We start from the raw sequence: 22,512 nt of genomic DNA, 5'->3' as shown, positions 1-22,512 counted from the left end.
CCTTAGCCCGCCGCCTTGCCCTCCGGTGCTCCGCGCCCCAGTTCGTCGGGCAGCGGATCGCCTTCGGCCACGAAACGCATGGAGACCGAGTTCATGCAATATCGTTCTCCGGTCGGGGGTGGGCCGTCGTTGAAGACGTGTCCAAGATGCCCTTCGCAGCGGGCGCAACGGATCTCGGTGCGGACCATGCCGTAGCTGGTGTCGCGCACGAAGGCGATGTGCGAGCGGTCGATGGGATCGAAGAAGCTCGGCCAGCCGGTGCCGGATTCGAACTTGGTGCCGGCATGGAAGAGCGGAAGCCCGCACAGGCGGCAGCAATAGGTGCCCTTGTCCTTGGCCTCGTTGAAGATGCCGCAGAAAGGCCGCTCCGTGCCGTGCTCCAGGAGCACGCGGCGCTCCTCGTCGTCGAGGTTGTTCACCAGTGCGCGGAACTGCTCAGGGCTGGGTGGCGAGAGGTCGAAACCAGCTGTCGAGCGCCGCTTGTCGTCCACAGGGGAGTGGGCCATGAGTCTTCCTCTTTGATATTAGGAGAAGCCTCTACGCCGGAATTGAATCCAGCGTCTTCGGCTCCTCGACCGGGTGTCCGTAATGGGCGGCTCGGAACGCGGCGGAGGCCTCATAAGCCCTCCGGCGCAGACGCATGATGACCCCCAGGGGCTGATGCGCGGCAAGGCCATGCCAGGGACTGAAGGACAGGCCCTCGTCGATGGCAGCCACCTTGCTTTCGCTCCAGGCCTCCTGCGGCGCAACCGTGATGCGACCAACGGGAATATAGGGACTCCGGTCCTCCGGCCACAAGATCGAGGCATCCTCCACCGGCATGGTTTCAAGGTCGGTGCAGAGCTGGACCCGGATTTCCCATTCGCCGCTATGCCGGTTGAAGAAATCGACCACAGCCTCTCGCAGGCCATCGGGCTTGCCATTGAGATCGACAGGGGTGTCCTTGAGCGCCGTCAGCTCCGGACTGACCGGCGCGACCGAGATCTTGGCGATGTAGTCGCCGTAGCGGATCGGCGCCTGCGAGAAGAAGGTCTCGCCCAGGATATGGGTCTCGGGATGCCCGCCGAGGGATTTCAGCGCGACGCTCTGGCCGCCGAAGGCCTCGATCAGGCTCTCCAGGCCGCGCGAGACCGCCGACACGATCTTCTTGGTGCGATCAAGCCGGTCGGTGGTTTTCTCGAGGAGCTTGAGGTTCTGGGCGAAGAGTTTGGGTTTGGCCTGAAAGGCCGGCCCGTTCACCAGCACGAAATCCTGGGTCGTGCCTCCCTCCGATCCCGGCAGGCGCTCACCCTCGACCTTCGCCACCTTGATCGCAAGGCCGCGCGGGGTGGAGACGCTGTCGTCGAGGATGTCCCCAGGGGTGGTCGAGAGCCTTAAGGCCACCGGATAGGTACCGGCCCTGGCGAAAAGGCCTTGGGCCAGAACCGCCGGCAGGCCGGGGAGCACATGCAGCTCTCCTTTCAGGACGCCATGGCTCTTGGCATGCACGCTGCGGACCGGACGGCCGTAATCCTCCAGGGTTGTCTCTCTGATATTCTGCATCGATTCCAGGATGCTGGCGCCGATTTCCGCCTCGTCCGGATGCGGCGTCTCGACGGAAGGGCTGTAGGGCACGGGAGAGGAGGGTGGGTTCAGGCCAGCTTGCGACACGGGAGGGCTCCGTCCTCGGGAGAGGGCCGTCCGGCCCGATGGGAGCAAGTCGGAATCGTGGCAATGGTTCCGGCCTGCCGTCATCCAGGATTCCCACGCGTCTGCGCTTTATTATCCGCCCCGGCGCTGCTAAAAGGCTCCCCATGCCCATGGTTTCTCAAGTGCTGCCGGCGGCCCGGATAGGCGCGGCGCGAATTATCGGCCCGGCTTTCGCATAGCCTTGCGGAGGTCCGGGATCCTAGCCGTTCGCCCCTTGAAGAGAAGCCTGATGAGCCCGCCTGTCCCCGGGCCACACGAGACCTGATTGACCGTCATGACCGATAAGCCTGTAAGCGCCGCCCGCGACTATTCCGAAACCCTGTTCCTGCCCCAGACCGAGTTCCCCATGCGGGCCGGCCTGCCGCAGCGGGAGCCGCTGCTCCTGCAGCGCTGGAACGAGAAGAAGCTCTATGAACGCCTGCGCGAGGTCCAGAAGGGCCGTCCGCGCTTCGTGCTGCATGACGGGCCTCCCTATGCCAACGGCAACATCCATATCGGCCACGCCCTCAACAAGATCCTGAAGGATCTCGTGGTCCGCTCGCAGGGCATGCTGGGCTTCGATTCCAACTACGTGCCCGGCTGGGACTGCCACGGCCTGCCGATCGAGTGGAAGATCGAGGAGGAATACCGCGCCAAGGGCAAGAACAAGGACGATGTGGACATCGTCGAGTTCCGCCGCGAGTGCCGGGCCTTCGCCGAGAAGTGGATCGACGTGCAGCGCGAGGAGTTCAAGCGTCTCGGCGTCGAGGGCGACTGGACGAACCCGTACCAGACCATGAGCTTCGACGCGGAAGCGCAGATCGCCCGCGAGATCATCAAGTTCGCGGTGAGCGACCAGCTCTATCGTGGCTCGAAGCCGGTGATGTGGTCTTCCGTTGAGAAGACGGCGCTCGCCGAGGCCGAGGTCGAGTATCACGAGAAGACCTCCACGACGATCTGGGTGAAGTTCAAGATCACCAACACGCTGGACGGAGACCTCGACGGCGCCTCTGTGGTGATCTGGACGACGACTCCCTGGACGATCCCGGCCAACCGCGCCATCGCCTATGGCGAGAACATCGCCTACGGCCTCTACAAGGTCACGGAAGCGGCCGAGGACAACTGGGCCAAGGTGGGCGACCGCCTCGTGATCGCCGACAAGCTCGCAGGCGACGTGTTCGCCGCTGCGCGCGTGGCCGGATACGAGCGCGTCAAGGACGTGCTGCCGGTGATGCTCGAGCGCTGCGCGCATCCGTTCCGTGGCCTTGAGGGCGCGAACGGCTACTGGGATTTCGGCGTGCCGGTGCTGCCGGCCGACTATGTCACCGACGACGCAGGCACGGGCTTCGTGCACACGGCTCCAGGCCACGGTGCGGACGACTACAATACTTACGTGAAGCATCGCGACGTGTTCGCCGCCTGCGGCACGAAAGAGGTGCCGCATACGGTATCGCCCGACTCGTCCTACTTCCCCGATGTGCCGTTCTTCGCCGGCGAGCGCATCTACGACGACAAGGGCAAGGATGCGGGCGCCAACGAGGCGGTGATCAAGAAGCTCGTCGAGGTCGGCGCCCTGATCGCGCGCGGACGCCTCAAGCACCAGTACCCTCATTCCTGGCGCTCGAAAGGCCCGCTGATCTTCCGCAACACGCCGCAATGGTTCATCTCCATGGACAAGCCGCTCGATGACAAGGGCGACACCCTGCGTCAGCGCGCGCTCCATGGCATCAAGTCCGTCGAGTGGGTGCCGGAATCTGGTGAGAACCGCATCAACGGCATGATCGAGAACCGCCCCGACTGGGTGGTGTCGCGCCAGCGCGCCTGGGGCGTGCCGATCGCGGTCTTCGTGAAGAAGGGCACCAACGAGATCCTCAAGGATGAGCGTGTGAACAACGCCATCGCCGAAGCCTTCGAGCAGGAGGGGGCCGATGCGTGGTACGCGGATGACGGTTCGCGCTTCCTGAGGGCCGGCGGCTACGACCTGAACGACTTCGACAAGATCAACGACATCCTCGACGTGTGGTTCGACTCCGGTTGTACGCACGCTTTCGCGCTGGAGAAGCGCGACGACCTGAAGGTGACGCGCAAGGTCGATGGCGGCCCCGATCAGGTCATGTATCTCGAAGGCTCGGACCAGCATCGCGGCTGGTTCCATTCGTCGCTGCTCGAGAGCTGCGGCACGCGCGGCCGCGCGCCGTACGACATCGTCGTCACCCACGGCTTCACGCTCGACGAGCAGGGCCGCAAGATGTCGAAGTCGCTCGGCAACACGGTCGCTCCGCAGACCATCATCAAGGATTACGGCGCAGACATCCTGCGTCTGTGGACGGCATCGGTGGATTACTGGGACGATCAGCGCATCGGCCCGGAGATCATCAAGACGACGGCCGAAACCTATCGCAAGCTGCGCAACACGATCCGCTGGATGCTGGGCTCGCTGGCGCATTTCCGCGAGGCCGACAAGGTCGCCTTCAAGGACATGCCGGAGCTGGAGCGCTTCGTGCTCCACCGTCTGGTGGAACTCGGCGGCGAGGTGCGCGAGGCGTACAGCAACTACGACTACAAGCGCGTCGTCGCATTGCTGACCTCGTTCATGACCACGGACCTGTCGGCCTTCTATTTCGACATCCGCAAGGACGCGCTCTACTGCGATCCGATCTCCGGCAAGGTGCGCAAGAGCGCGCTCACCGTGATCGACGAGACCTTCCGCTGCGTGGCGACCTGGATTGCCCCGATCCTGGCCTTCACGGCCGAGGAGGCCTGGCTCGAGCGCTATCCGGAAGCCGAGTCAGTGCATCTCGAGACCTTCCCCGATGTGCCGGCGGAGTGGCGCGACGAGGCGCTTGCCGAGCGCTGGTCGAGGGTGCGCCGCGTGCGCCGCGTCGTCACGGGCGCGCTGGAGATCGAGCGTGCGCAGAAGCGGATCGGTGCAAGCCTCGAGGCCGCGCCCATCGTGCACATTGCCGATGAGAGCCTGTTCAAGGCCGTGCAGGGCCTCGACCTCGCCGAGATCTGCATCACGTCCGGCATCCAGGTGGTGCAGGGCGAAGGGCCGGCCGAGGCGTTCCGTCTCGAGGACGTGAAGGGCGTGGCCGTCGTGCCGGCCCTTGCCGAGGGCCGCAAATGCGCTCGCTCGTGGAAGGTCACGCCGGAGGTGGGCACCGATCCGGACTACCCGGACGTGACGCCCCGCGATGCGGCGGCCCTGCGGGAATGGGACCAGCTGAAGGCGGCCGCGGAATGAGCAAGGCGAGCGAGACGGGCGCACCGCTTCCGGAGGCGGGGGCCAGCGCGCAGCGCCCCGGCGCTGCGACGCGTCCGCGCAGCCCGCGAGGTTCCGGCAAGAGCCGTACGGTTCGCAAAGGTCTCTCGGCCGCCGCGATCCTCGGCTTCTCCGCCGCCCTGGTCACACTCGTCCTCGACCAGGCGACCAAGCTCTACACCCTGTTCGTCTTCGACCTGCCGGTGAAGGAGCCGGTGGAGTTCGCCCCGTTCATCAACCTCATCGTGGTGTGGAACCGGGGCATCTCCTACGGGCTGTTCCAGCAGAACTCTGAATTCGGCCGCTGGGCGCTTATCGTTGTCTCGATCCTGGCCGCCATCGGTCTGTCCGTCTGGATCCGCCGCACATCGGCCAAGCTCCTGGCAACGTCCCTCGGCCTCATCGTCGGGGGCGCCATCGGCAATGTCATCGACCGGCTGGCCTATGGGGCCGTGTTCGATTTCATCCAGTTCCACATCGGGTCATGGTCCTGGTACGTGTTCAATGTGGCTGACGCGGCCATCGTTGCGGGGGTGGTCGGTTTGCTTTATGACTCCTTCGTGCTTGAAGGGCGCCGGGCAAAGAAATGATATTGCGCAGCGCCCGGCTGCCATATGTTCGCCAGAATGAGCGATCAGGCCTTCCGGCCACAACGAGAAACCAATGGTGGGTGCCATGAAGGGAATGAAAATTGCAGGGTGCGCGGGGGCTCTGATGCTTCTGGTCGCCGCTACCGGCGCTTCGGCGCAGGAGGGCGAGGGCATGAAGAGCATTCTTGGCGCCATCGGCATCATTCCCAAGGAGAAGGACCCCATCGTCTATAACGAGCGGGCGCCTCTCGTGCTTCCGCCGAAGATGGACTTGCCCGCTCCCATGCCGGGCGGCGGTGCCGAGGCGCGCAACGGCAACTGGCCCAAGGATCCCGACGTGGCAGCGCGCCGCAAGGCCGCCGCCGAGGCTCGTACGCCCTGGACCAGCACCGAAGCCTACAAGCTCAATGAGGGAAAGCGCCTCTCCGTTGAAGAGATGCGCGCCGGACGCAATCCGAACAACATCGCCACGGCTGCGCCCGCCCGCTCGGGCTCGCAGGCCGATCTGAGCCGCATGACCCCGGACGAGTTGCGCTCCTTCTCGACGAAGGACGACGACGTGAAGCTTCAGGGCGATGGCCTGGAGCGCCGTTACCTCAGCGATCCTCCGGGAACGCTCCTCAAGGCACAGGGCGGCGGAAAGCTCAAGGCATCCGCCGATCCCGTGATCAACGGTGATCCCGAGGGGCCCCAGGCCTTCATCCGCCAGCAGCAAGAGCGCCGCCGGCAGTAGCCACCAGCTCTTCTCTCTTTTTCAGGCGAACGGGTTCCCCCCGCTTCGCCTGAAAACGTTATGGGGGTCCTGAAAGGCCAAGTTCGGTTCACTTCCTCTCGCGAACCGTCTCCCCACCGAAAAGTTTCCCGGCCTCGCTTGCGTACCCCCCCAATTTGACTATTCCCGTAGGTCTATCCTGCGAAACGATTTGATGTCGCCAAGGTTGAAACGTCATGCACACTGCCTCTAAGCCCATCCTCCGCGCGGACGCCGCTTCCTTCGGGCGAACGGAAGGCAGTGGCCCGAACCTGTCCTCCTTTACCCTGGACAACGGCCTCGACGTGGTGGTCATTCCCGATCATCGCGTTCCCGTAGTCACGCACATGATCTGGTACCGCAACGGTTCGGCGGACGATCCGATCGGTCAGTCGGGCATCGCGCATTTCCTCGAGCACCTGATGTTCAAGGGCACCGAGCGGCACCCGGCCGGCGAGTTCTCCAAGGTCGTGTCGGGCCTCGGTGGCCAGGAGAACGCCTTCACGTCCTTCGACTACACGGCTTACTTTCAGCGCGTCGCGCGCGAGAACCTCAAGACCATGATGGAGTTCGAGGCCGACCGCATGACGAACCTCCTCCTGGAGGAATCCGTCATCGCTCCCGAGCGGGACGTGGTGCTGGAAGAGCGCCGCATGCGGGTCGAGACCGATCCCTCGGCGCAGCTCTCCGAGGCGATGGCGGCCTCGCTCTTCGTACATCACCCCTACGGCATTCCGATCATCGGCTGGATGCACGAGATCGAGACCCTCAACCGCGATCACGCGCTCGATTATTACCGCCGCTTCTACACGCCTGAGAACGGCATCCTCGTTGTGGCCGGCGACGTGACCGAGGATGAGGTGCGGCGCCTCGCCGACTCGACCTATGGCCGCGTTGCGCCGCAGGGCATGCGGCCGATCCGTGTGCGTCCGCGCGAGCCCGAGCCGGTGGCGGCCCGCCACATCACCGTGGCGGATCCCAAGGTCGAGCAGCCCACCCTGCAGCGGCTCTATCTCGTGCCGTCCTGCCGCACGGCCTCGCAGCGCGACTGCTATTCGCTCGAGCTTCTCGCCGAGGTCATCGGTGGCGGCCCGACCTCGTATCTCTACCGCAAGCTCGTCATGGAACGCGGCATCGCGGTGAATGCGGGCGCCTGGTACATGTCGTCCGCCATGGAGGACACACGGTTCTGCGTCTACGCGGTTCCGGCCGAAGGCGTGTCTCTGCAGGCGCTGGAGGAGGCCGTGGATCAGGTGCTGAAGACAATTCCGTCCGAGGCGCTGGATGCCGATTCCATCGAGCGCGCCAAGACGCGTCTCGTGGCCGAGACGATCTATTCCACCGACAGCCAATCCTCGCTTGCCCGCATCTACGGCTCGGCGCTCGCCATCGGCGAGACCATCGAGGAGGTGCGCCGCTGGCCGGTGGAGATCGAGACCGTTCTCAAGGACGATCTGGCCTCCGCGGCCGAGCGCTATCTCACTCCCCGCCGTTCCGTGACGGGCTACCTGCAGAAGTCGGCTGCTTAAGCGGCCCGCCCCAGAATTTGAGGTCACAATGACAGCTTCTGTCGAAACCCTGTCCTCGTCTCCGACCCAGGTGAAGGTGCTGACCTCGCCGGGTGGAGTCGAGGCCTGGCACGTTGAGTCCGACGTGGTGCCGCTCATCGCCGTCTCGTTCATCTTCGAGGGCGGCTCGGCGCATGATCCTGAGACTAAGCCGGGCGTGGCGCAGATGCTCGCGCGCCTTCTCGACGAGGGCGCCGGCGAATACGATTCCGACGCCTTCCAGGAGCGTCTGGCGGCGCGTGCCATCGAGCTGTCCTTCAACGCCGGCAACGACGCGCTCGGCGGATCCCTGAAGACGCTGGTCAAGCATGCGGATGAAGCCTTCGAACTGCTGCGCCTGGCGCTCGCCGAACCGCGCTTCGATCAGGATGCCATCGAGCGTGTGCGCGCCCAGACGATTGCCGGCCTGAAGTACCAGCAGAACGATCCCGGCGTCATGGCGACCCGCCGCTTCTTCGAAGAGGGTTTTGCCGGCCACCCCTATGGTCGTCCGACCTCCGGCACCCCTGAGAGCGTCGCGGCGATCACGCGGGACGATCTCGTGGCCATGCATCGGGCGATCATCGCCCGCGGTCGCGTCAAGGTCGCGGTCGTCGGTGCCATCGGCTCCGACAACCTGTCAGCGCTGCTCGACAGGGTGTTCGGTTCTCTGCCCGAAGCGAAGCCTCTTGGGATCATCGAGCCTGCGCAGCTGCAGAAGATCGGCTCGCGCATCGTGGTCGATCTCGACGTGCCGCAATCGGTCATCCGCTTCGGCATGAACGGCATCGCCTGGCGCGATCCCGGCTTCATCCCGGCCTATGTACTCAATCATATCCTGGGCGGCGGCGCCTTCACGTCGCGCCTGTTCCAGGAAGTGCGCGAGAAGCGTGGTCTTGCCTATAGCGTCGGCACGTCCCTGGTGAGCTACCGCTCCGCCGCCATGACCTGGGGCTATACGGCCACCAAGAACGAGCGCGTGGTCGAGGCTCTCGATGTCATCACCGACGAGATGGCCAAACTCACGAGCGAAGGACCGAGCGACGAGGAACTGCAGAAGGCCAAAGATTATCTCATAGGCTCATATGCGCTGGGCTTCGACACCTCGACCAAGATCGCCCACACCCTGGCTCAGATCGCCTTCGAGGGCCTCGGAATCGATTACATCGCCCGCCGCAACGCGCTCGTCGGTGCCGTGACCCAGGCCGACATCCGCAAGGCCGCCGAGCGCATCTTCGGCGACGGCAGGATGTTGACGGTGATCGCGGGTCGGCCGACCGGCGTGTGAGACCCTCTGAGCCGGTCATCGGCTCAGGACAACCTGTGAAGGAGCGGGCGGGGTGCCCCTTGTGCAGAGGGCATTCCGGCTTGACCCTAGCCGCGCCGGGCTCTCTGCCCTAATCTTGCGCTCCAACTTGCAACGAGTCGGAGTACGCCTATGCCCCTGCAGCAATCGATCGATCTCGCCCTGGATGCCAACATCGGGGAGGGCGGTCTGCCGCAGGCGGCGCTGGACGAAGCGCTTGGGCTCGTAGGCCAGGCCATGAAGCGGCTAGCAGAGGACGATGCCTCGGGACGGCTGCCGCTGCTCCACATGCCTCGCACCACGGATGACCTGGCCAGTATCCGCGAGGCGGCGGCCTTCCTGCGCGACGATGCCACCGACGTGGTGTTCCTCGGCACGGGCGGATCGAGCCTCGGCGGCCAGACCCTGGCCCAGCTCAGGGATTATGCGGTGCCGGGGGCCGGGCGGTTCACCGAGAGCCCGCGCATCCACTTCCTCGACAATCTCGATCCCGTCACCTTCGACCGCATCCTCCACAAGCTGCCGCTTTCCTCGACCAAGTTCGTGTCGATCTCGAAATCCGGTGGCACCGGCGAGACCCTGATGCAGACGATCGCCGTGCTCACGGCCTTGGAGAAGGCAGGCTTGAGCGCCCATCCCAAGGACGTGTTCCTCGGCCTCTCGGAGCCGCGCAAGGACGGCGGCAGAAATGCGCTGCGCGATCTGCTGGAGCCCGAGGGCGTGCGCTTTCTCGAGCATCACACCGGCATCGGCGGGCGCTATTCGGTGCTCACCAATGTGGGCCTGCTGCCGGCCGCCGTGCTCGGCCTCGACATCGCGGCGATCCGCCAGGGGGCGGCTGACGCCTACGAGCCCTTCCTCAGCGGCGCTGCGGCCAAGGACGCGCCGGCGGCGCTCGGCGCTGCCCTCAACGTTGCCATGGCCCGAGACGGCAAGGGCATCACGGTGGCCATGGCCTATGCGGACCGGCTCGAGCGCTTCACCCGTTGGTGGGTGCAGCTTTGGGCCGAGAGCATCGGCAAGGAGGGTCACGGCACCCAGCCGGTGGCGGCCATCGGGCCGGTGGATCAGCACAGCCAGTTGCAGCTCTATCTCGCGGGCCCGAACGACAAGCTTTTCACGGTCATGACCACGGGCGTTGCCGGCAAGGGGCCGCTCATGGACGAGAAGCTGGCCAAGCGGGCCGGCGAGCCGGGCTTCGGCGGCAAGCACATCGGCGATCTCGTGGCCGCGCAGGGGCGCGCCACCGCCGATACGCTCGCCCGCAACGGCCGTCCGACCCGCCAGATCCATGTCGAGGCTCTCGACGAGCGCGCCGTGGGCGAACTCCTCATGCACTTCATGCTGGAGACGATCCTCGCCGGCTATGCGATGGGTGTCGATCCATTCGACCAGCCAGCCGTGGAAGAGGGCAAGATTCTCGCCAAGCAGTATCTCGCGCAAGGATAGGCGTCTGAAAACAGGAACAGCTTGCGATCTGATCATCGCAAGCCGCCTTGAAACGTTTCATGTTTTGCGGGCGGAGCATTCGGTGCTCCGCCCGCTGATCGTTTAAGCCGCGAACTGGTTCATGGTGTTGTGTGCGCCGCCGGCCTTCAGGGCGGCCTCGCCGGCGAAGTATTCCTTGTGGTCGTCGCCGATATCGGAGCCGGCCATGTTCTGGTGCTTCACGCAGGCGATGCCTTGACGGATCTCCTGGCGCTGCACGTTGCGCACGTAGCCAAGCATGCCCTGATCACCGAAATATTCCTTCGCCAGATTATCGGTGGAGAGCGCAGCCGTGTGGTAGGTGGGCAGGGTGATGAGGTGGTGGAAGATGCCGGCGCGCTTGGCTCCGTCCGCCTGGAAGGTGCGAATGCGCTCGTCGGCCTCCTTGGCGAGTTCGGTGCTGTCGTAATCCACGCTCATCAGCTTGGCGCGGTCGTATTGCGACACGTCCCTGCCGGCCTTCGCCCACGCATCGTAGACCTGCTGGCGGAAGTTGATGGTCCAGTTGAAGGACGGCGAGTTGTTGTAGACGAGCTTCGCGTTCGGGATCACTTCGCGGATGCGGTCGACCATACCTGCAATCTGCTCCACATGCGGCTTCTCAGTCTCGATCCAGAGCAGATCGGCACCGTGCTGCAGGGCCGTGATGCAGTCGAGCACGCAACGGTCCTCTCCCGTGCCGGGGCGGAACTGGAACAGGTTGCTCGCCAGCCGCTTCGGACGCATGAGCTTGCCGCCCCGGTTGATCACCACATCACCGTTGGCGCAGGTCTCTGGCGTGATTTCCTCGCAATCGAGGAAGCCGTTGTAGAGATCGCCGATATCGCCCGGCTCGCGGCTGAAGGCGATCTGCTTGGTGAGCCCTGCGCCGAGCGAGTCGGTGCGTGCAACGATGAGGCCGTCATCGACGCCGAGTTCCAGAAAGGCGTAGCGGATGGCGCGGATCTTGGCGAGGAAGTCCTCGTGCGGGACGGTGACCTTGCCGTCCTGGTGGCCGCACTGCTTCTCGTCCGAAACCTGGTTCTCGATCTGGAGGCAGCAGGCGCCGGCCTCGATCATCTTCTTGGCGAGCAGATAGGTCGCCTCGGCATTGCCGAAGCCCGCATCGATGTCGGCGATGATCGGCACGATATGCGTCTGGTAATTGTCGATCGCGTTCAGGATCTCCCGTTCCTTGACCATGTTGCTGCTCTTGCGCGCCGCATCGAGATCGCGGAACAGGAGCCCAAGTTCGCGGGCATCGGCCTGGCGCAGGAAGGTGTAGAGCTCTTCGATCAACGCGGGAACGCTGGTCTTCTCGTGCATCGACTGGTCGGGCAGGGGGCCGAACTCCGAGCGCAGGGCCGCGACCATCCAGCCCGACAGGTAGAGGTAGCGGCGCTTGGTGGAGCCGAAATGCTTCTTGATCGAGATCATCTTCTGCTGGCCGATGAAGCCGTGCCAGCAGCCCAGCGACTGGGTGTAGAGCGACGGGTCGGCATCGTAGGCCGCCATGTCCTCGCGCATGATCCTGGCCGTGTAGCGCGCGATGTCGAGGCCTGTCCTGAACTGGTTCTGTAGCCTCATGCGGGCGACGGATTCGGGGGCGATGCCGTTCCAGGTGCTCTGGCTTTCGATAAGGATTTGAGCCTGTGTGATCTGATCTTGGTAAGCCACGGTTGTGTTCCTCGTTTCGTGAAGGTTGAACGAGGAAGTACCGGGTGCGTTCAGGGGCGGGAAGACGAGTTAAGGTTCAGGTGTGAAGCTTTACAAGAGAGGTGGAGTCAACCTGTAAATTATTGACAATCTATGCCGTATTGGCAAGTTAAGCCAAGCCATTGATATTTCTTGCGGACCGCCATCGGGATGCCAAGTGAGATGCTAATATTCTGATCTGCAAGGGAGATCGCTCATCCTAAAGATGGATATATCTCAAACGGGGAGGGTCGGTGCAAAGCCTCATCTCTCGTGACAGGACGAATGTCACCGTCTTTACAATCCTGCCGTCAGTCCGGAGGGTTGATAGGCCACGGGTGACCTTGGATGGAACCCGCTCTGCGGCCCTGTGGCGTTCAAACAGGCAGGGGAATACCGTCGCCCGTTCTGGTTTCCGGCGCTTAGAGCGCCTATCTTCCTGCTATCCGAATCCTTGAGACCCCCAATCCTCATGCATGTCCGCCGCCTCGATCCCATCCTCGTCGACCGCATCGCTGCGGGCGAGGTCGTCGAGCGTCCGGCCGCCGCCGTGAAGGAGCTGGTCGAGAACGCCGTCGATGCGGGCGCGACCTCCGTCGAGATCACCGTGGAGGCGGGCGGCCGGCGCCTGATCCGCATCGTCGATGACGGCCGGGGCATGACGCCCGAAGACCTGGAGTTGGCGGTCGAGCGGCACGCCACGTCCAAGCTGCCGGATGGCGACCTGTTCGCCATCAACACCCTCGGGTTTCGCGGCGAGGCCCTGCCCTCCATCGGCGCGGTCGCGCGGCTCTCCATCGTCTCTCGTACAGCGGAGGCCGAGACCGGCAGCGCCATCGTGGTGGAAGCAGGTGTGAAAAGCCCCGTGCGGCCCGCGCCCGCGCCGAAGGGCACCCGTGTCGAGGTCACGGACCTGTTTTCCGCCACGCCTGCGCGCCTGAAATTCCTGAAGAGCGACCGCTCCGAGGCGCAGGCCGTGGCGGAGATCGTCAAGCGGCTCGCCATCGCGCACCCGACGATCCGCTTCACCCTGTCGGGCGAGCATATCACCGCCTTCACCTATCCGCCGGAGGAGCCAGGCGAGCATGGTTTCCTGCGCCGTCTCTCGCGGGTGCTGGGAGCGGAGTTTCACGAGAACGCCATGTCCATCGGCGTCGAGCGCGAGGGCGTGCGGCTCACCGGGTTTGCGAGCCTGCCGACCTATCATCGCGGCACCGGAACGGCGATCCATTTCGTGGTCAACGGACGGCCCGTGCGCGACAAGCTGCTGCTCGGCGCCGTGCGCGGCGCCTATGCGGATGTGATGGCCTCGGACCGGCATCCGGTGCTCGCCGTCATGATCGAACTCGATCCGCGCAGCGTCGACGTGAACGTGCATCCGGCGAAAACCGAGGTGCGCTTCCGCGATCCGGCCTTCGTGCGCGGCTTCGTGGTGGCGGCTCTGAAAGAAGCAATTACCCGGCACGCCTTCCGGGCCTCCTCGACCGGCGGCACGCGCACGCTCGAGAGCCTGCGCCCGCAAGGCGCGCTCCCCATGCGCCCGGCCTATCCGCATCGGACGCACGCTATTCGCCCCACGAGCGCCTTTGCGAACTGGCAGGCGCCGCTCGATGCGCCGGAGCAACCCTATACATCGGCTCCGGGCCTTGCCGAGAGGCAGGCGAGCCTGCCCGATCTCGCCGTGCCTTCCGCCGACAGCCGCGCGACCCTTGCGGAAGTGGAGCCCCAGGCCGAGGAATCGCCGCTCGGCGCAGCCCGCGCGCAGCTGCATGGCACCTACATCGTGACGCAGACGCAGGACGGCATCGTCATCGTCGATCAGCACGCGGCGCATGAACGCCTGGTCTATGAGCGCCTGAAGCGCGAGCGCGCCTCGTCCGGCATCGCGCGGCAATTGCTGCTGATCCCGGAGGTCGTCGATCTCGATCCGGTCGATGCGGACCGGGTGCTGGCGGAGGCCGCCGCGCTGGAGGGGCTTGGGCTCGTGGTCGAGCCATTCGGTCACGGCGCGCTGCTCGTGCGCGAGGTGCCCTCGGCTCTGGCCGGTGGACGTATCAAGGCCCTGGTGCAGGATGTGGCCGATGCGCTCGCCGAATGGGGGCAGGGCGCCTCAAGCCCGCTGGAAGAGCGGCTCGACGCGGTGCTCTCGCGCATGTCCTGCCACGGCTCGATCCGCGCTGGGCGCCGCCTGCGGCCTGAGGAGATGAACGCGCTCCTGCGCGAGATGGAAGCGACGCCGATGTCGGGCCAGTGCAATCACGGCCGGCCGACCTATGTGGAGCTCAAGCTCACGGATATCGAGCGCCTGTTCGGACGGCGGTGAGGGAGCCCTGTGCAAGCGCTCCGCATTGTGGAAGCGCTTGAATGAAGATCAGATGCTGGTCTGCCAGAGCTTGAGGTTCTTGCGGGCCGGTTTGGCCGCAAGATGGGCCGGCATGGCGGCCTGATCGAGGCAATCTTCGAAAGAGAGCGTGCGAGGCGCGTCGACATTCATGGCAGCATCCGACTCGTCGGCGCTGAATGCCACCCCGGCGAAAGCGCCCTTGCGCCAGCACACCCGCGCCCGGCGAACCTGCAGGTCGTGGGCTGCGATGAACAGCTCGAAGGTCTCAGGCAGATCCATCTGCGGCTTCAGGGCGATCCTGGCGCCACCGGTCGAGATGTCCCGCACCGTGCAGGATATCATCGCATCCGGCCCCAGCAGGATCTGCGCCGGGTGATGGGTCGGAAAGCGCCTGGCGTGCCGGCGGTTGTCGGTGGCAGGGACCATGGAGGAGACCTGGAACAATTGGCCAATGAAGCTTTGCATTAACCACTTGTTAACCAGCTTCTCAAGTCCCCCGAAAGGGGTATCCCCGAAGGGACTGGGGATTATGCCTGTCTTAGCGTGACGGACCCTTCCGCTCCGCCGAGGCCGCCCAGATGTTCAGATTGCCCTCGCCGGCATAACGGTCGATCTCCGCCAACTGGTCTGCCGTGAATGATAGGTTCTTGAGCGCGCCCACGCAGTCGACCACCTGCTCGGGACGGCTCGCGCCGATGAGCGCCGAGGTCACGCGACCGCCGCGCAACACCCAGGCGAGCGCCATCTGGGCCAGGGTCTGGCCGCGCTGCTCGGCAATGCCGTTGAGGCCCCGGATCCGTGCAAGGTTGTCTTCGCTTAAGAAAGTCGTGCGCAGGGACTTGCCCTGAGCGGCGCGGCTCTCCTCGGGAATTCCATTCAGGTACTTCGTGGTCAGCATGCCCTGCGCCAGCGGCGAGAACACGATCGAGCCCATGCCGACATCATCGAGCGTGTCGAGCAGGCCATCCTCCTCGATCCAGCGGTTGAGCATGGAATAGCTCGGCTGGTGGATGATGCAGGGCGTCTTCAATTCGCGCAGGATCGCGACGGCCTCGCGGGTGCGCTGGCTGTTGTAGGACGAGAGGCCGACATAGAGCGCCTTGCCCTGCCGCACGGCGGAGTCCAGCGCCAGCATGGTCTCTTCCAGCGGCGTGTTCGGGTCGAAGCGATGGGAATAGAAGATGTCGACATAATCGAGCCCCATACGCTTGAGGCTCTGGTCGAGGCTGGAGAGGAGATACTTGCGGCTGCCCCACTCGCCGTAGGGACCGGGCCACATGCGGTAGCCCGCCTTGGTGGAGATCACCAACTCGTCGCGCAGGCTGTGGAAGTCATGGCGCAGGATCTCGCCGAACAGGGTTTCGGCCGAGCCTGGGGGAGGGCCGTAATTGTTGGCAAGGTCGAAATGCGTAATGCCGAGATCGAAGGCCGTACGGCAGATCTCCCGCGCGGTCGCAGCCGACTTGTCCTCGCCGAAATTGTGCCAGAGCCCGAGCGAGATCGCCGGCAGCATCAGCCCGCTGCGGCCGCACCGGTTGTAGGTCATCGAATCGTAACGGTTTTCAGCGGGCAGGTAGGCCATCGAATTCTCCAGCGCGGCCGGCAAGGCCGAAGACTTACATAGCGCGCCTGACGCGCGTTCAACAATGCGAGCTTGGCGCTCCTGCGTCTAGAAGCGCGTGACGACGCTGATGCCGAGGCCTTCGAAGCGGTCCATGGCCATAAGGGCTTCGGGTGCTTCCTCCAGGCTCAGATGCTTGCCGACGAGCTTTTGCGGCGCAAGCTTGCCGGTGCGGATCATGGCCATCATGTCCTGGTAGCGAAAAGCCTGCATGCCGTGGCTGCCATAGATCTCCAGCTCATGGGCGATGATCTGCGCCATCGGCACCTGTGCGCGGGCATGATCGCCCACCATCAGCCCGACCTGCACGTGACGCCCACGGCGGCGCAGGTTGGCGATCGAGTTGTAGCAGGTGGCCGGGCTGCCCAGAGCGTCGATGGACACATGCGCGCCGCTCCTGGTGATCTCCTTCACGGTACCGATGACATCCGCGCTCTCGCGCGCGTTCACCGTCGCCACCGCGCCCATCTCACGCGCGAAGGCAAGCTTCTCGTCGGTGAGATCGATGGCGATCACGTTCGCCCCCATGGCGCTTGCGATCATGATCGCGGAGAGCCCGACGCCGCCGCAGCCATGAACCGCCACCCACTCGCCGGGCTTGACGCGGCCCTGGTCGACGATGGCGCGGAATGACGTGACAAAGCGGCAGCCGAGACTTGCCGCTGTGACGAAATCCAGCTCCTCGGGCAGCGCCACGAGGTTCGTGTCGGCGCAATCCACCGCCACATATTCCGCGAAGGAGCCCCAGGCGGTGAAGCCCGGCTGGAACTGCTGCTCGCAGACCTGATGGTTGCCGGAGTTGCACTCGTGGCAATGCCCGCAGCCGCCGACGAACGGCACCGTGACGCGGTCACCCTTCTTCCAGCGCGTGACCTGCTTGCCGGTGGCGAGCACCGTGCCGGCGAGCTCATGCCCCGGCACATGCGGCAGCACCACGTCGGGATCATGCCCCATCCAGCCGTGCCAGTCGCTGCGGCAGAGCCCCGTCGCCTCCACCTTGATCACGACGCCTTCCGCGGAGGGCGTCGGATCCGGCACGTTCTGCACGCGCGGCGGCTGGCCGAACTGCTCGAAGAGAACCGCTTTCATGACGCGCCTTGCCTCCGCTATCGGTGATAAAGACGCGGTATAGCGGCTGGACGAGAGCGGGGCAAATGCTGTGCCATCGTTCCAGCAGATCCGGCGCTCCGCTGTCATCCTCGCGAAGGCGGGGATGTGGGAGGTGCCCCTCAGATCACTAAGAAGTCGTGGTAGTACAGTTTCGTCTTGTTGCTGATGGAGGCGATCTTCACCTGGGCCTTCGCGCCGGTGCCGTCCTGATCGTAGTACACCGCGCCCGTCTTCCTGTCGTAGACGATCCGGTCCTCCGCATCCTGTGCCCTCTTGCCCTCCACGAACATGTCCGACTTGAACTTCTTCGGCTTGGAGGCTGTGCCTGAACCGAGCTTCGTAAAGACTTTGTTGTCGAGCCAGATGCTGTCGTCCTTGGACTTGAAGTCGTAGACCCGGTCCACGTTCGTGCTCTTGTTCGGCCGCGTGTCGAACACGAAGATGTCGCGTCCGCTCTGGCCCCACAGGCTGTCATTGCCGAGGCCGCCATAGATCTTGTCGTTGCCGGATCCCGCCTTGATCGTGGTCCGCCCTGCATGCCCGACGATCTCGTTGGCGGTGCCCGAGCCCGTCAGGCTGGCAGACGAGCGCGCGGAGATGCCGGTGAGTTTCAGCACCTCGATCTCGGCCGCGACTTGGAGCGCATAGGAGGTGGAGACGAGAACGGTATCTCTGCCTTGGCCGACGGCCTCCACGACCGCGTCGCCTGCGCGCACCCGATAGGTGTCATTGCCGCCGGCTCCGCGCAGTTCGGCGGTGCCATTGCCGATGAGGGTGTCGGCGAAGCCTGAGCCGATGATCCCCTCGATGGCGATGAAGCTGTCCCCGTCGCCACCAGACAGGCTTGCGGTCACCCCGTACGAGGACGAGGCAAAGGAGGCGAAGTCGAAGCCGTCGCCTCCATCGAGCATGTCGGCTCCCGCGCCACCGTCGAGCGTATTGTCGCCCGCATTGCCGGTGATCGTGTTCGCCAGCGCGTTGCCCGTGAGGGCAATGGAGGCGGAGCCCGTGGCGATAAGGTGCTCGACATGGGCGCTCAGGGCGTAGCTGACGCTCGTCTCGATGGTGTCGACGCCCTCGTTGGCCTTCTCGATCACCCGGTCACCGGCATTGTCCACCTTATAAGTGTCGTTGCCGCCTGCACCTTCGAGCCTGTCCGCTCCCGCGCTGCTCTCGAACGTGTCGTTGAAGGCCGTGCCGATGTAGTGGTCGTTCTGCGCAGTGCCCTTGAGGGAGATCGCCTTGTCGCGCGGATCGACGATCTGCATGCCTTGCGAGTGGCGAACGAGGATGCGCCCGTCACCCATGAGGTGAAGTTCGTGCAGATCAATAGACCCGGTCGCTGCGTGGCTGACGCGAACATCGTCGCTCTGACGTGTGCCGTTTTTGTCGAAGAGTGCGAGATGGATTTCATAACCAAGCTCGCCGCTGGCATCGTACCCTGTTGCCTTCTCGTAAGCGACGGCAAATCCGCCGCTTGGCAATGAAAGCACATCGGAATGACCGGCTGAGAGAAGCTCCGGATATGAGAGGGATGAAACGGGCTTTATAGCGGACACGGCGCTGCCTTCGGAGCCGTAGACTCTGAAGAAGGTATTGAAATCCGGTGTCCCTGCTGAACCTTGCTCCATCCATGTCACAACGAAGCCACCATCTTTGAGAGCTGTGATTTTGACACCTTCTTTGATGGGCGATGAGGTGGTTGATATCTCAAAGGACATCGGAGCCGAACCGCTAGCCTCAGACGGCGTGAGCACATACCCTTTGAGGGACGAGGTGCCCTCGCGAACCACCACGGCGACATTGCCGTTGGACAGCGCAGTGACATCGGTGAGAACAGTTCCCGGCGCTGAACTACTGGCCGAGCCGAGATCGATTGCAGCTGAGCGTGTCTCGTTCGGGCTGAACATGCGCAAGTATGCGTGGCCGTCTTTTTCGTTGCGGGCGCTGATGACCAGCGTTCCATCATCAAGGGCGATGATGGACTCCGCATAGTCCCTCGCGCCGGAGATCGGATCAAAAACCGGCTTCGTTGTGCCGATTGGTCTTAGATCGGCAGTGTAGATGGACATCCAAGGGGCCACATAGGTGTTTCCCGAACTCGGCGTATTCACAGTCCAGGTGATTGCAATCCGACCGTCCGGCAGTTCCACCGCCATCGGATCGATGGCAGGGAGTTCCAAGTCTCCGTAAACACCCGGTACCTCGTGCTTCGGAACATCGAGGTCCTGCCTGGCCTTCAGGGATCCATCCGCATTGTAGATCCAAGCTGTGAGCGTGAAAGCGGGAAACGTCCCGGTTTTGCCCACGACCAGAAAGGTGCCATTGCTGAGCGCTGTCATTCGCGGAAACTGGACCCCGGATGGAAGCGAAAACACATCCCCCCAGAGAAACGGTTCGGCCATAACGATCCCTCATCGCAGTCACAACATGGCGCCCTTCGGCACAGTGACGCAATGTTATGCAGAATCTGCTATAGGACAACCGTCTTGTAAGAAGTGATGCGGCGAGACGAAGCGATCAGCCGAGAAACCGCCCGAACACCACCTTCGTTTCCCCGTAGTCCCGCCGCTCGATCTCCTCGAAGCGCTCCGGCAGCGTGACCTCGACGCCTTGCGCCTCCTCCACGATCACGAGGGCATCCGGCACGAGCCAGCCGCCCTCCGCGCAGGAGCGCAGGGCTTTCGGGGCCAAGTCCTTGCTGTAGGGCGGATCGCAGAAGACGATGGAGAACGGCGCGTTGGGCGCTGCCTCGCCCATGCGGGTGGCGTCGCGGCGGAAGAGGCGGGTTGCGCCGCCGGCGCCTAAAGCTTCCACGTTCTCGCGGATGATGCCGCGGGATTGCGCGCCGTCGTCGACGAAGAGCGCGAAGGCAGCGCCGCGCGACAGCGCCTCCAGTCCCAGAGCGCCGGTGCCGGCGAAGAGGTCGAGCACGCGCGCACCCTCGATGGGGTCGTCATAGGAATGCTGGAGGATGTTGAAGAGCGTCTCGCGCAGGCGGTCGGAGGTCGGGCGGATGGCGTCCGAACTCGGCCCCTTGAGCGAGCGGCCGCGCCAGCGCCCGCCCACGATTCTCATGGCTTAATTCCCCATCAGCGGCGGCCGCGCGGGCCACCCTTGGAACCGCCCTTGAAGCCACCCTTCGAAGCGCCGCCCTTTGAAGCTCCGCCTCTGGGGCCACCCTTGAAGCCTCCGCCGGCGCCGCCTCTCGGCCCGCCGCGGGATGGACCGTCGCCGCGCGGAGGACCACGGCGGGGACGATCATCATCGCCGCGGGCGCGGAACGGACGCTCGCCTTGGCGAGCGCGCGGACGGTCGTCGCCACCCTCGGTGCGGGCCCGGAAGGGCCTGTCGCCGGCCGACCGGCGCGGGCGTTCGTCATCCCCGCGTGAGGGACGGGCTCCTCCGGCACGATCGCGACGCGGCGGAGCGGCGTCGCGGTCATCCCGGCGGCGCGGACGGTCCTCGCCTCCGGCAGCAGCCCGGCCCCTGCGCGGAGCGGGCGCCTCCTCCTCTTGCGGTTGGCGCACGAGGCGCTCCACCCGGACCTTGCGGCCTTCCTTGGAAGTAATCGCGCCGACGCGTTCGCGCTCGCGCTCCCCGGCGGCGGCACGGGCTTCTCGCGGATCGGCGCCACGGCGGGGCATCTTCTTGCGCGGAGCATCCTCGTCGGTCTCGCCGGCGCGCCACACGCTGCGCTTCGGGTCGAGACGGGAGGGGCGCTTTGCGGGCTCTTCATCGTCGCGGCCGCGACGTTCGCCGTCCCGGGCGCGGAACGGCCGTTCGTCATCGTCGCGACGGCGGCGCGGGCGCTCGTCATCGCGGCCACGAGCTGACCGGGCAGGGCGCTCGTCACGCTCCTTCTTCGACGAGCCGAAGGGCGCGATGGGTTCGCGCACGGGACTTTCGAAATCCACGCCCGCCTCAGCGGCAAGCGCCGCGCCAAGCTGATCCTTCAGGATCTTGGTGCGCACTTCCTCGACCAGTCCGACCTCGAGATCGCCGAGCTGGAACGGCCCGAAGGACATGCGGATCAGGCGGTTCACCTGCATGCCGAGATGCTCGAGGATGCGCTTGATCTCGCGGTTCTTGCCCTCGCGCAGGCCCATCGTGATCCATGCGTTGTCGCCCTGCACCCGGTCGAGGCGGGCCTCGATGGGGCCGTAATCGATACCGTCGATGGAGATGCCGTCGCGCAGCCTGTCGAGATCAGCCTGGTTGATCTCGCCATGGGCGCGCACCTTGTAGCGGCGCAGCCAGCCGGTGTCCGGATGGGCGATGACGCGGGCGAGGCCCCCGTCGTTGGTGAGCAGCAGCAGGCCTTCGGTGTTGATGTCGAGCCGGCCCACCGCCACCACGCGGGGCAGATCCTCGGGCAGGTTGTCGAACACGGTGGGGCGTCCCTCCGGGTCCTTGGCCGTGGTCACGAGGCCGCGCGGCTTGTGGAAGAGCCACAGGCGGGTGCGCTCCTTGGCGGGCAGGGGCTCGCCGTCCACGGTGATCGTATCAGTTGCGGTCACGTTGACGGCGGGGCTCTCCAGCACCTTGCCGTTGAGGGTCACGCGGCCCTCCGCGATCAGAACCTCAGCATCCCGGCGCGACGCGACGCCGGCGCGGGCGATGACCTTGGCAATGCGGTCCTCGGCCGGCTCCTGCGGTTCGGCCCGGACCTCGGGGCTCTCCTCGCGGGCGCGGCGCGGCCGATCCTCGCTCGCACGGTCGAAGCGGCGGGGGCGCTCGTCGCTGCCACGGCCGCGGAAGGGGCGGTCCCCGTCCTCGCGGCGCGGACGGAAGGGCTTGTCGCCGCCCTCGGGGCGGGGGCGGAACGGCTTGTCACCGGCGCTGCGGGCGCGAAATGGTTTGTCTCCGCCTTCGGAACGACGCGGACGGTCGTCGTTGTCACGGTTGCGGAAAGGCCTGTCGCCGCCTTCGGCCCGCGGGCGGAAGGGCTTGTCCCCATCGCGGCTGCGGAAAGGCTTATCTCCGGCGGCACGGGGCTTGCGCGGGCGGTCGTCGTCGCCACGGGCGCGGAAGGGTCGGTCGCCGCCTTCGCGGGGTTTGCGGGGCCTGTCACCGGAGGTGCGGCTGCGGTCGGAGCGTCCCGGCGGACGGCCCCTGCGATTATCGTCGTTGCTGTCGGTCATAGGAGCC

Annotated in this window: 16 protein-coding genes; 7 read left to right on the top strand and 9 right to left on the bottom strand. The window is 65.2% G+C overall.

From position 1 onward, the window contains the following. Window positions 1-2 precede the first annotated feature (2 nt). Window positions 3-506 carry a peptide-methionine (R)-S-oxide reductase MsrB gene (gene msrB / locus FHR70_RS10420; protein ID WP_183449761.1) on the bottom strand — a complete coding sequence of 168 codons (504 nt, stop codon included), beginning with the start codon at window positions 504-506 and terminating at the stop codon, window positions 3-5. A gap of 31 nt (window positions 507-537) precedes the next feature. Continuing rightward, window positions 538-1,650, bottom strand: a complete 1,113-nt coding sequence (locus tag FHR70_RS10415; RefSeq protein WP_343058779.1) for a catalase family protein — start codon at window positions 1,648-1,650, stop codon at window positions 538-540. Between the two features lie 313 nt (window positions 1,651-1,963). Between FHR70_RS10415 and ileS the strand changes: the two genes are divergently transcribed. From ileS to FHR70_RS10385, 6 genes are all read left to right on the top strand, one after another. Further along, a complete protein-coding gene (gene ileS / locus FHR70_RS10410; protein WP_183449759.1) occupies window positions 1,964-4,912 on the top strand; it encodes an isoleucine--tRNA ligase in 2,949 nt (982 codons plus the stop codon). 137 nt (window positions 4,913-5,049) lie between these two features. Further along, on the top strand, window positions 5,050-5,520 hold the full coding sequence (gene lspA, locus FHR70_RS10405) for a signal peptidase II (RefSeq protein ID WP_425487860.1): 471 nt from the start codon (window positions 5,050-5,052) through the stop codon (window positions 5,518-5,520). Window positions 5,521-5,644: 124 nt separating this feature from the next. Beyond that, the gene (locus FHR70_RS10400; protein WP_210277558.1) at window positions 5,645-6,253 is read left to right on the top strand and encodes a hypothetical protein; all 609 of its coding nucleotides are present in this window, start codon (window positions 5,645-5,647) and stop codon (window positions 6,251-6,253) included. Window positions 6,254-6,468: 215 nt separating this feature from the next. After that, entirely contained in the window at window positions 6,469-7,800 is a 1,332-nt protein-coding gene (locus FHR70_RS10395; RefSeq protein ID WP_183449753.1) for a M16 family metallopeptidase, read from the top strand. A 28-nt stretch (window positions 7,801-7,828) separates the two neighbouring features. Next, window positions 7,829-9,106 (top strand): M16 family metallopeptidase, encoded by a 1,278-nt coding sequence (locus tag FHR70_RS10390; RefSeq protein ID WP_183449751.1) that lies wholly within the window; start codon window positions 7,829-7,831, stop codon window positions 9,104-9,106. Window positions 9,107-9,256: 150 nt separating this feature from the next. Continuing rightward, window positions 9,257-10,573: a glucose-6-phosphate isomerase gene (locus FHR70_RS10385; RefSeq protein ID WP_183449749.1), complete on the top strand. Its 1,317-nt coding sequence runs from the start codon at window positions 9,257-9,259 to the stop codon at window positions 10,571-10,573. A gap of 102 nt (window positions 10,574-10,675) precedes the next feature. Here the strand turns inward: FHR70_RS10385 and FHR70_RS10380 are convergent, their stop codons facing one another. After that, the gene (locus tag FHR70_RS10380; RefSeq protein ID WP_183449747.1) at window positions 10,676-12,268 is read right to left on the bottom strand and encodes an isocitrate lyase; all 1,593 of its coding nucleotides are present in this window, start codon (window positions 12,266-12,268) and stop codon (window positions 10,676-10,678) included. Between the two features lie 490 nt (window positions 12,269-12,758). Here FHR70_RS10380 and mutL point away from each other — a divergent pair, with 490 nt between their 5' ends. Beyond that, window positions 12,759-14,609: a DNA mismatch repair endonuclease MutL gene (gene mutL, locus FHR70_RS10375; protein ID WP_183449745.1), complete on the top strand. Its 1,851-nt coding sequence runs from the start codon at window positions 12,759-12,761 to the stop codon at window positions 14,607-14,609. A 48-nt stretch (window positions 14,610-14,657) separates the two neighbouring features. On the opposite strand, the gene FHR70_RS10370 is transcribed toward mutL, so the two are convergent. The 6 genes from FHR70_RS10370 to FHR70_RS10345 form a co-directional block, all read right to left on the bottom strand. Further along, window positions 14,658-15,095 carry a PilZ domain-containing protein gene (locus FHR70_RS10370; protein ID WP_246408000.1) on the bottom strand — a complete coding sequence of 146 codons (438 nt, stop codon included), beginning with the start codon at window positions 15,093-15,095 and terminating at the stop codon, window positions 14,658-14,660. 73 nt (window positions 15,096-15,168) lie between these two features. After that, a complete protein-coding gene (gene mgrA / locus FHR70_RS10365; protein ID WP_183449743.1) occupies window positions 15,169-16,212 on the bottom strand; it encodes an L-glyceraldehyde 3-phosphate reductase in 1,044 nt (347 codons plus the stop codon). Between the two features lie 87 nt (window positions 16,213-16,299). After that, entirely contained in the window at window positions 16,300-17,340 is a 1,041-nt protein-coding gene (locus FHR70_RS10360) for a zinc-dependent alcohol dehydrogenase family protein (RefSeq protein WP_183449741.1), read from the bottom strand. A gap of 140 nt (window positions 17,341-17,480) precedes the next feature. Then, the gene (locus FHR70_RS10355) at window positions 17,481-19,703 is read right to left on the bottom strand and encodes a calcium-binding protein (RefSeq protein ID WP_183449739.1); all 2,223 of its coding nucleotides are present in this window, start codon (window positions 19,701-19,703) and stop codon (window positions 17,481-17,483) included. A gap of 178 nt (window positions 19,704-19,881) precedes the next feature. After that, window positions 19,882-20,439, bottom strand: a complete 558-nt coding sequence (rsmD, locus tag FHR70_RS10350; protein WP_183449737.1) for a 16S rRNA (guanine(966)-N(2))-methyltransferase RsmD — start codon at window positions 20,437-20,439, stop codon at window positions 19,882-19,884. A 14-nt stretch (window positions 20,440-20,453) separates the two neighbouring features. Beyond that, on the bottom strand, window positions 20,454-22,505 hold the full coding sequence (locus FHR70_RS10345; RefSeq protein ID WP_183449735.1) for a pseudouridine synthase: 2,052 nt from the start codon (window positions 22,503-22,505) through the stop codon (window positions 20,454-20,456). Between the last annotated feature and the right edge of the window lie 7 nt (window positions 22,506-22,512).

Source organism: Microvirga lupini (assembly GCF_014191055.1).
GTDB lineage: Bacteria > Pseudomonadota > Alphaproteobacteria > Rhizobiales > Beijerinckiaceae > Microvirga > Microvirga lupini_A.
The sequence above is the reverse complement of the archived record's forward strand: the minus strand, read 5'-3'. Positions and strand labels throughout refer to the sequence as shown.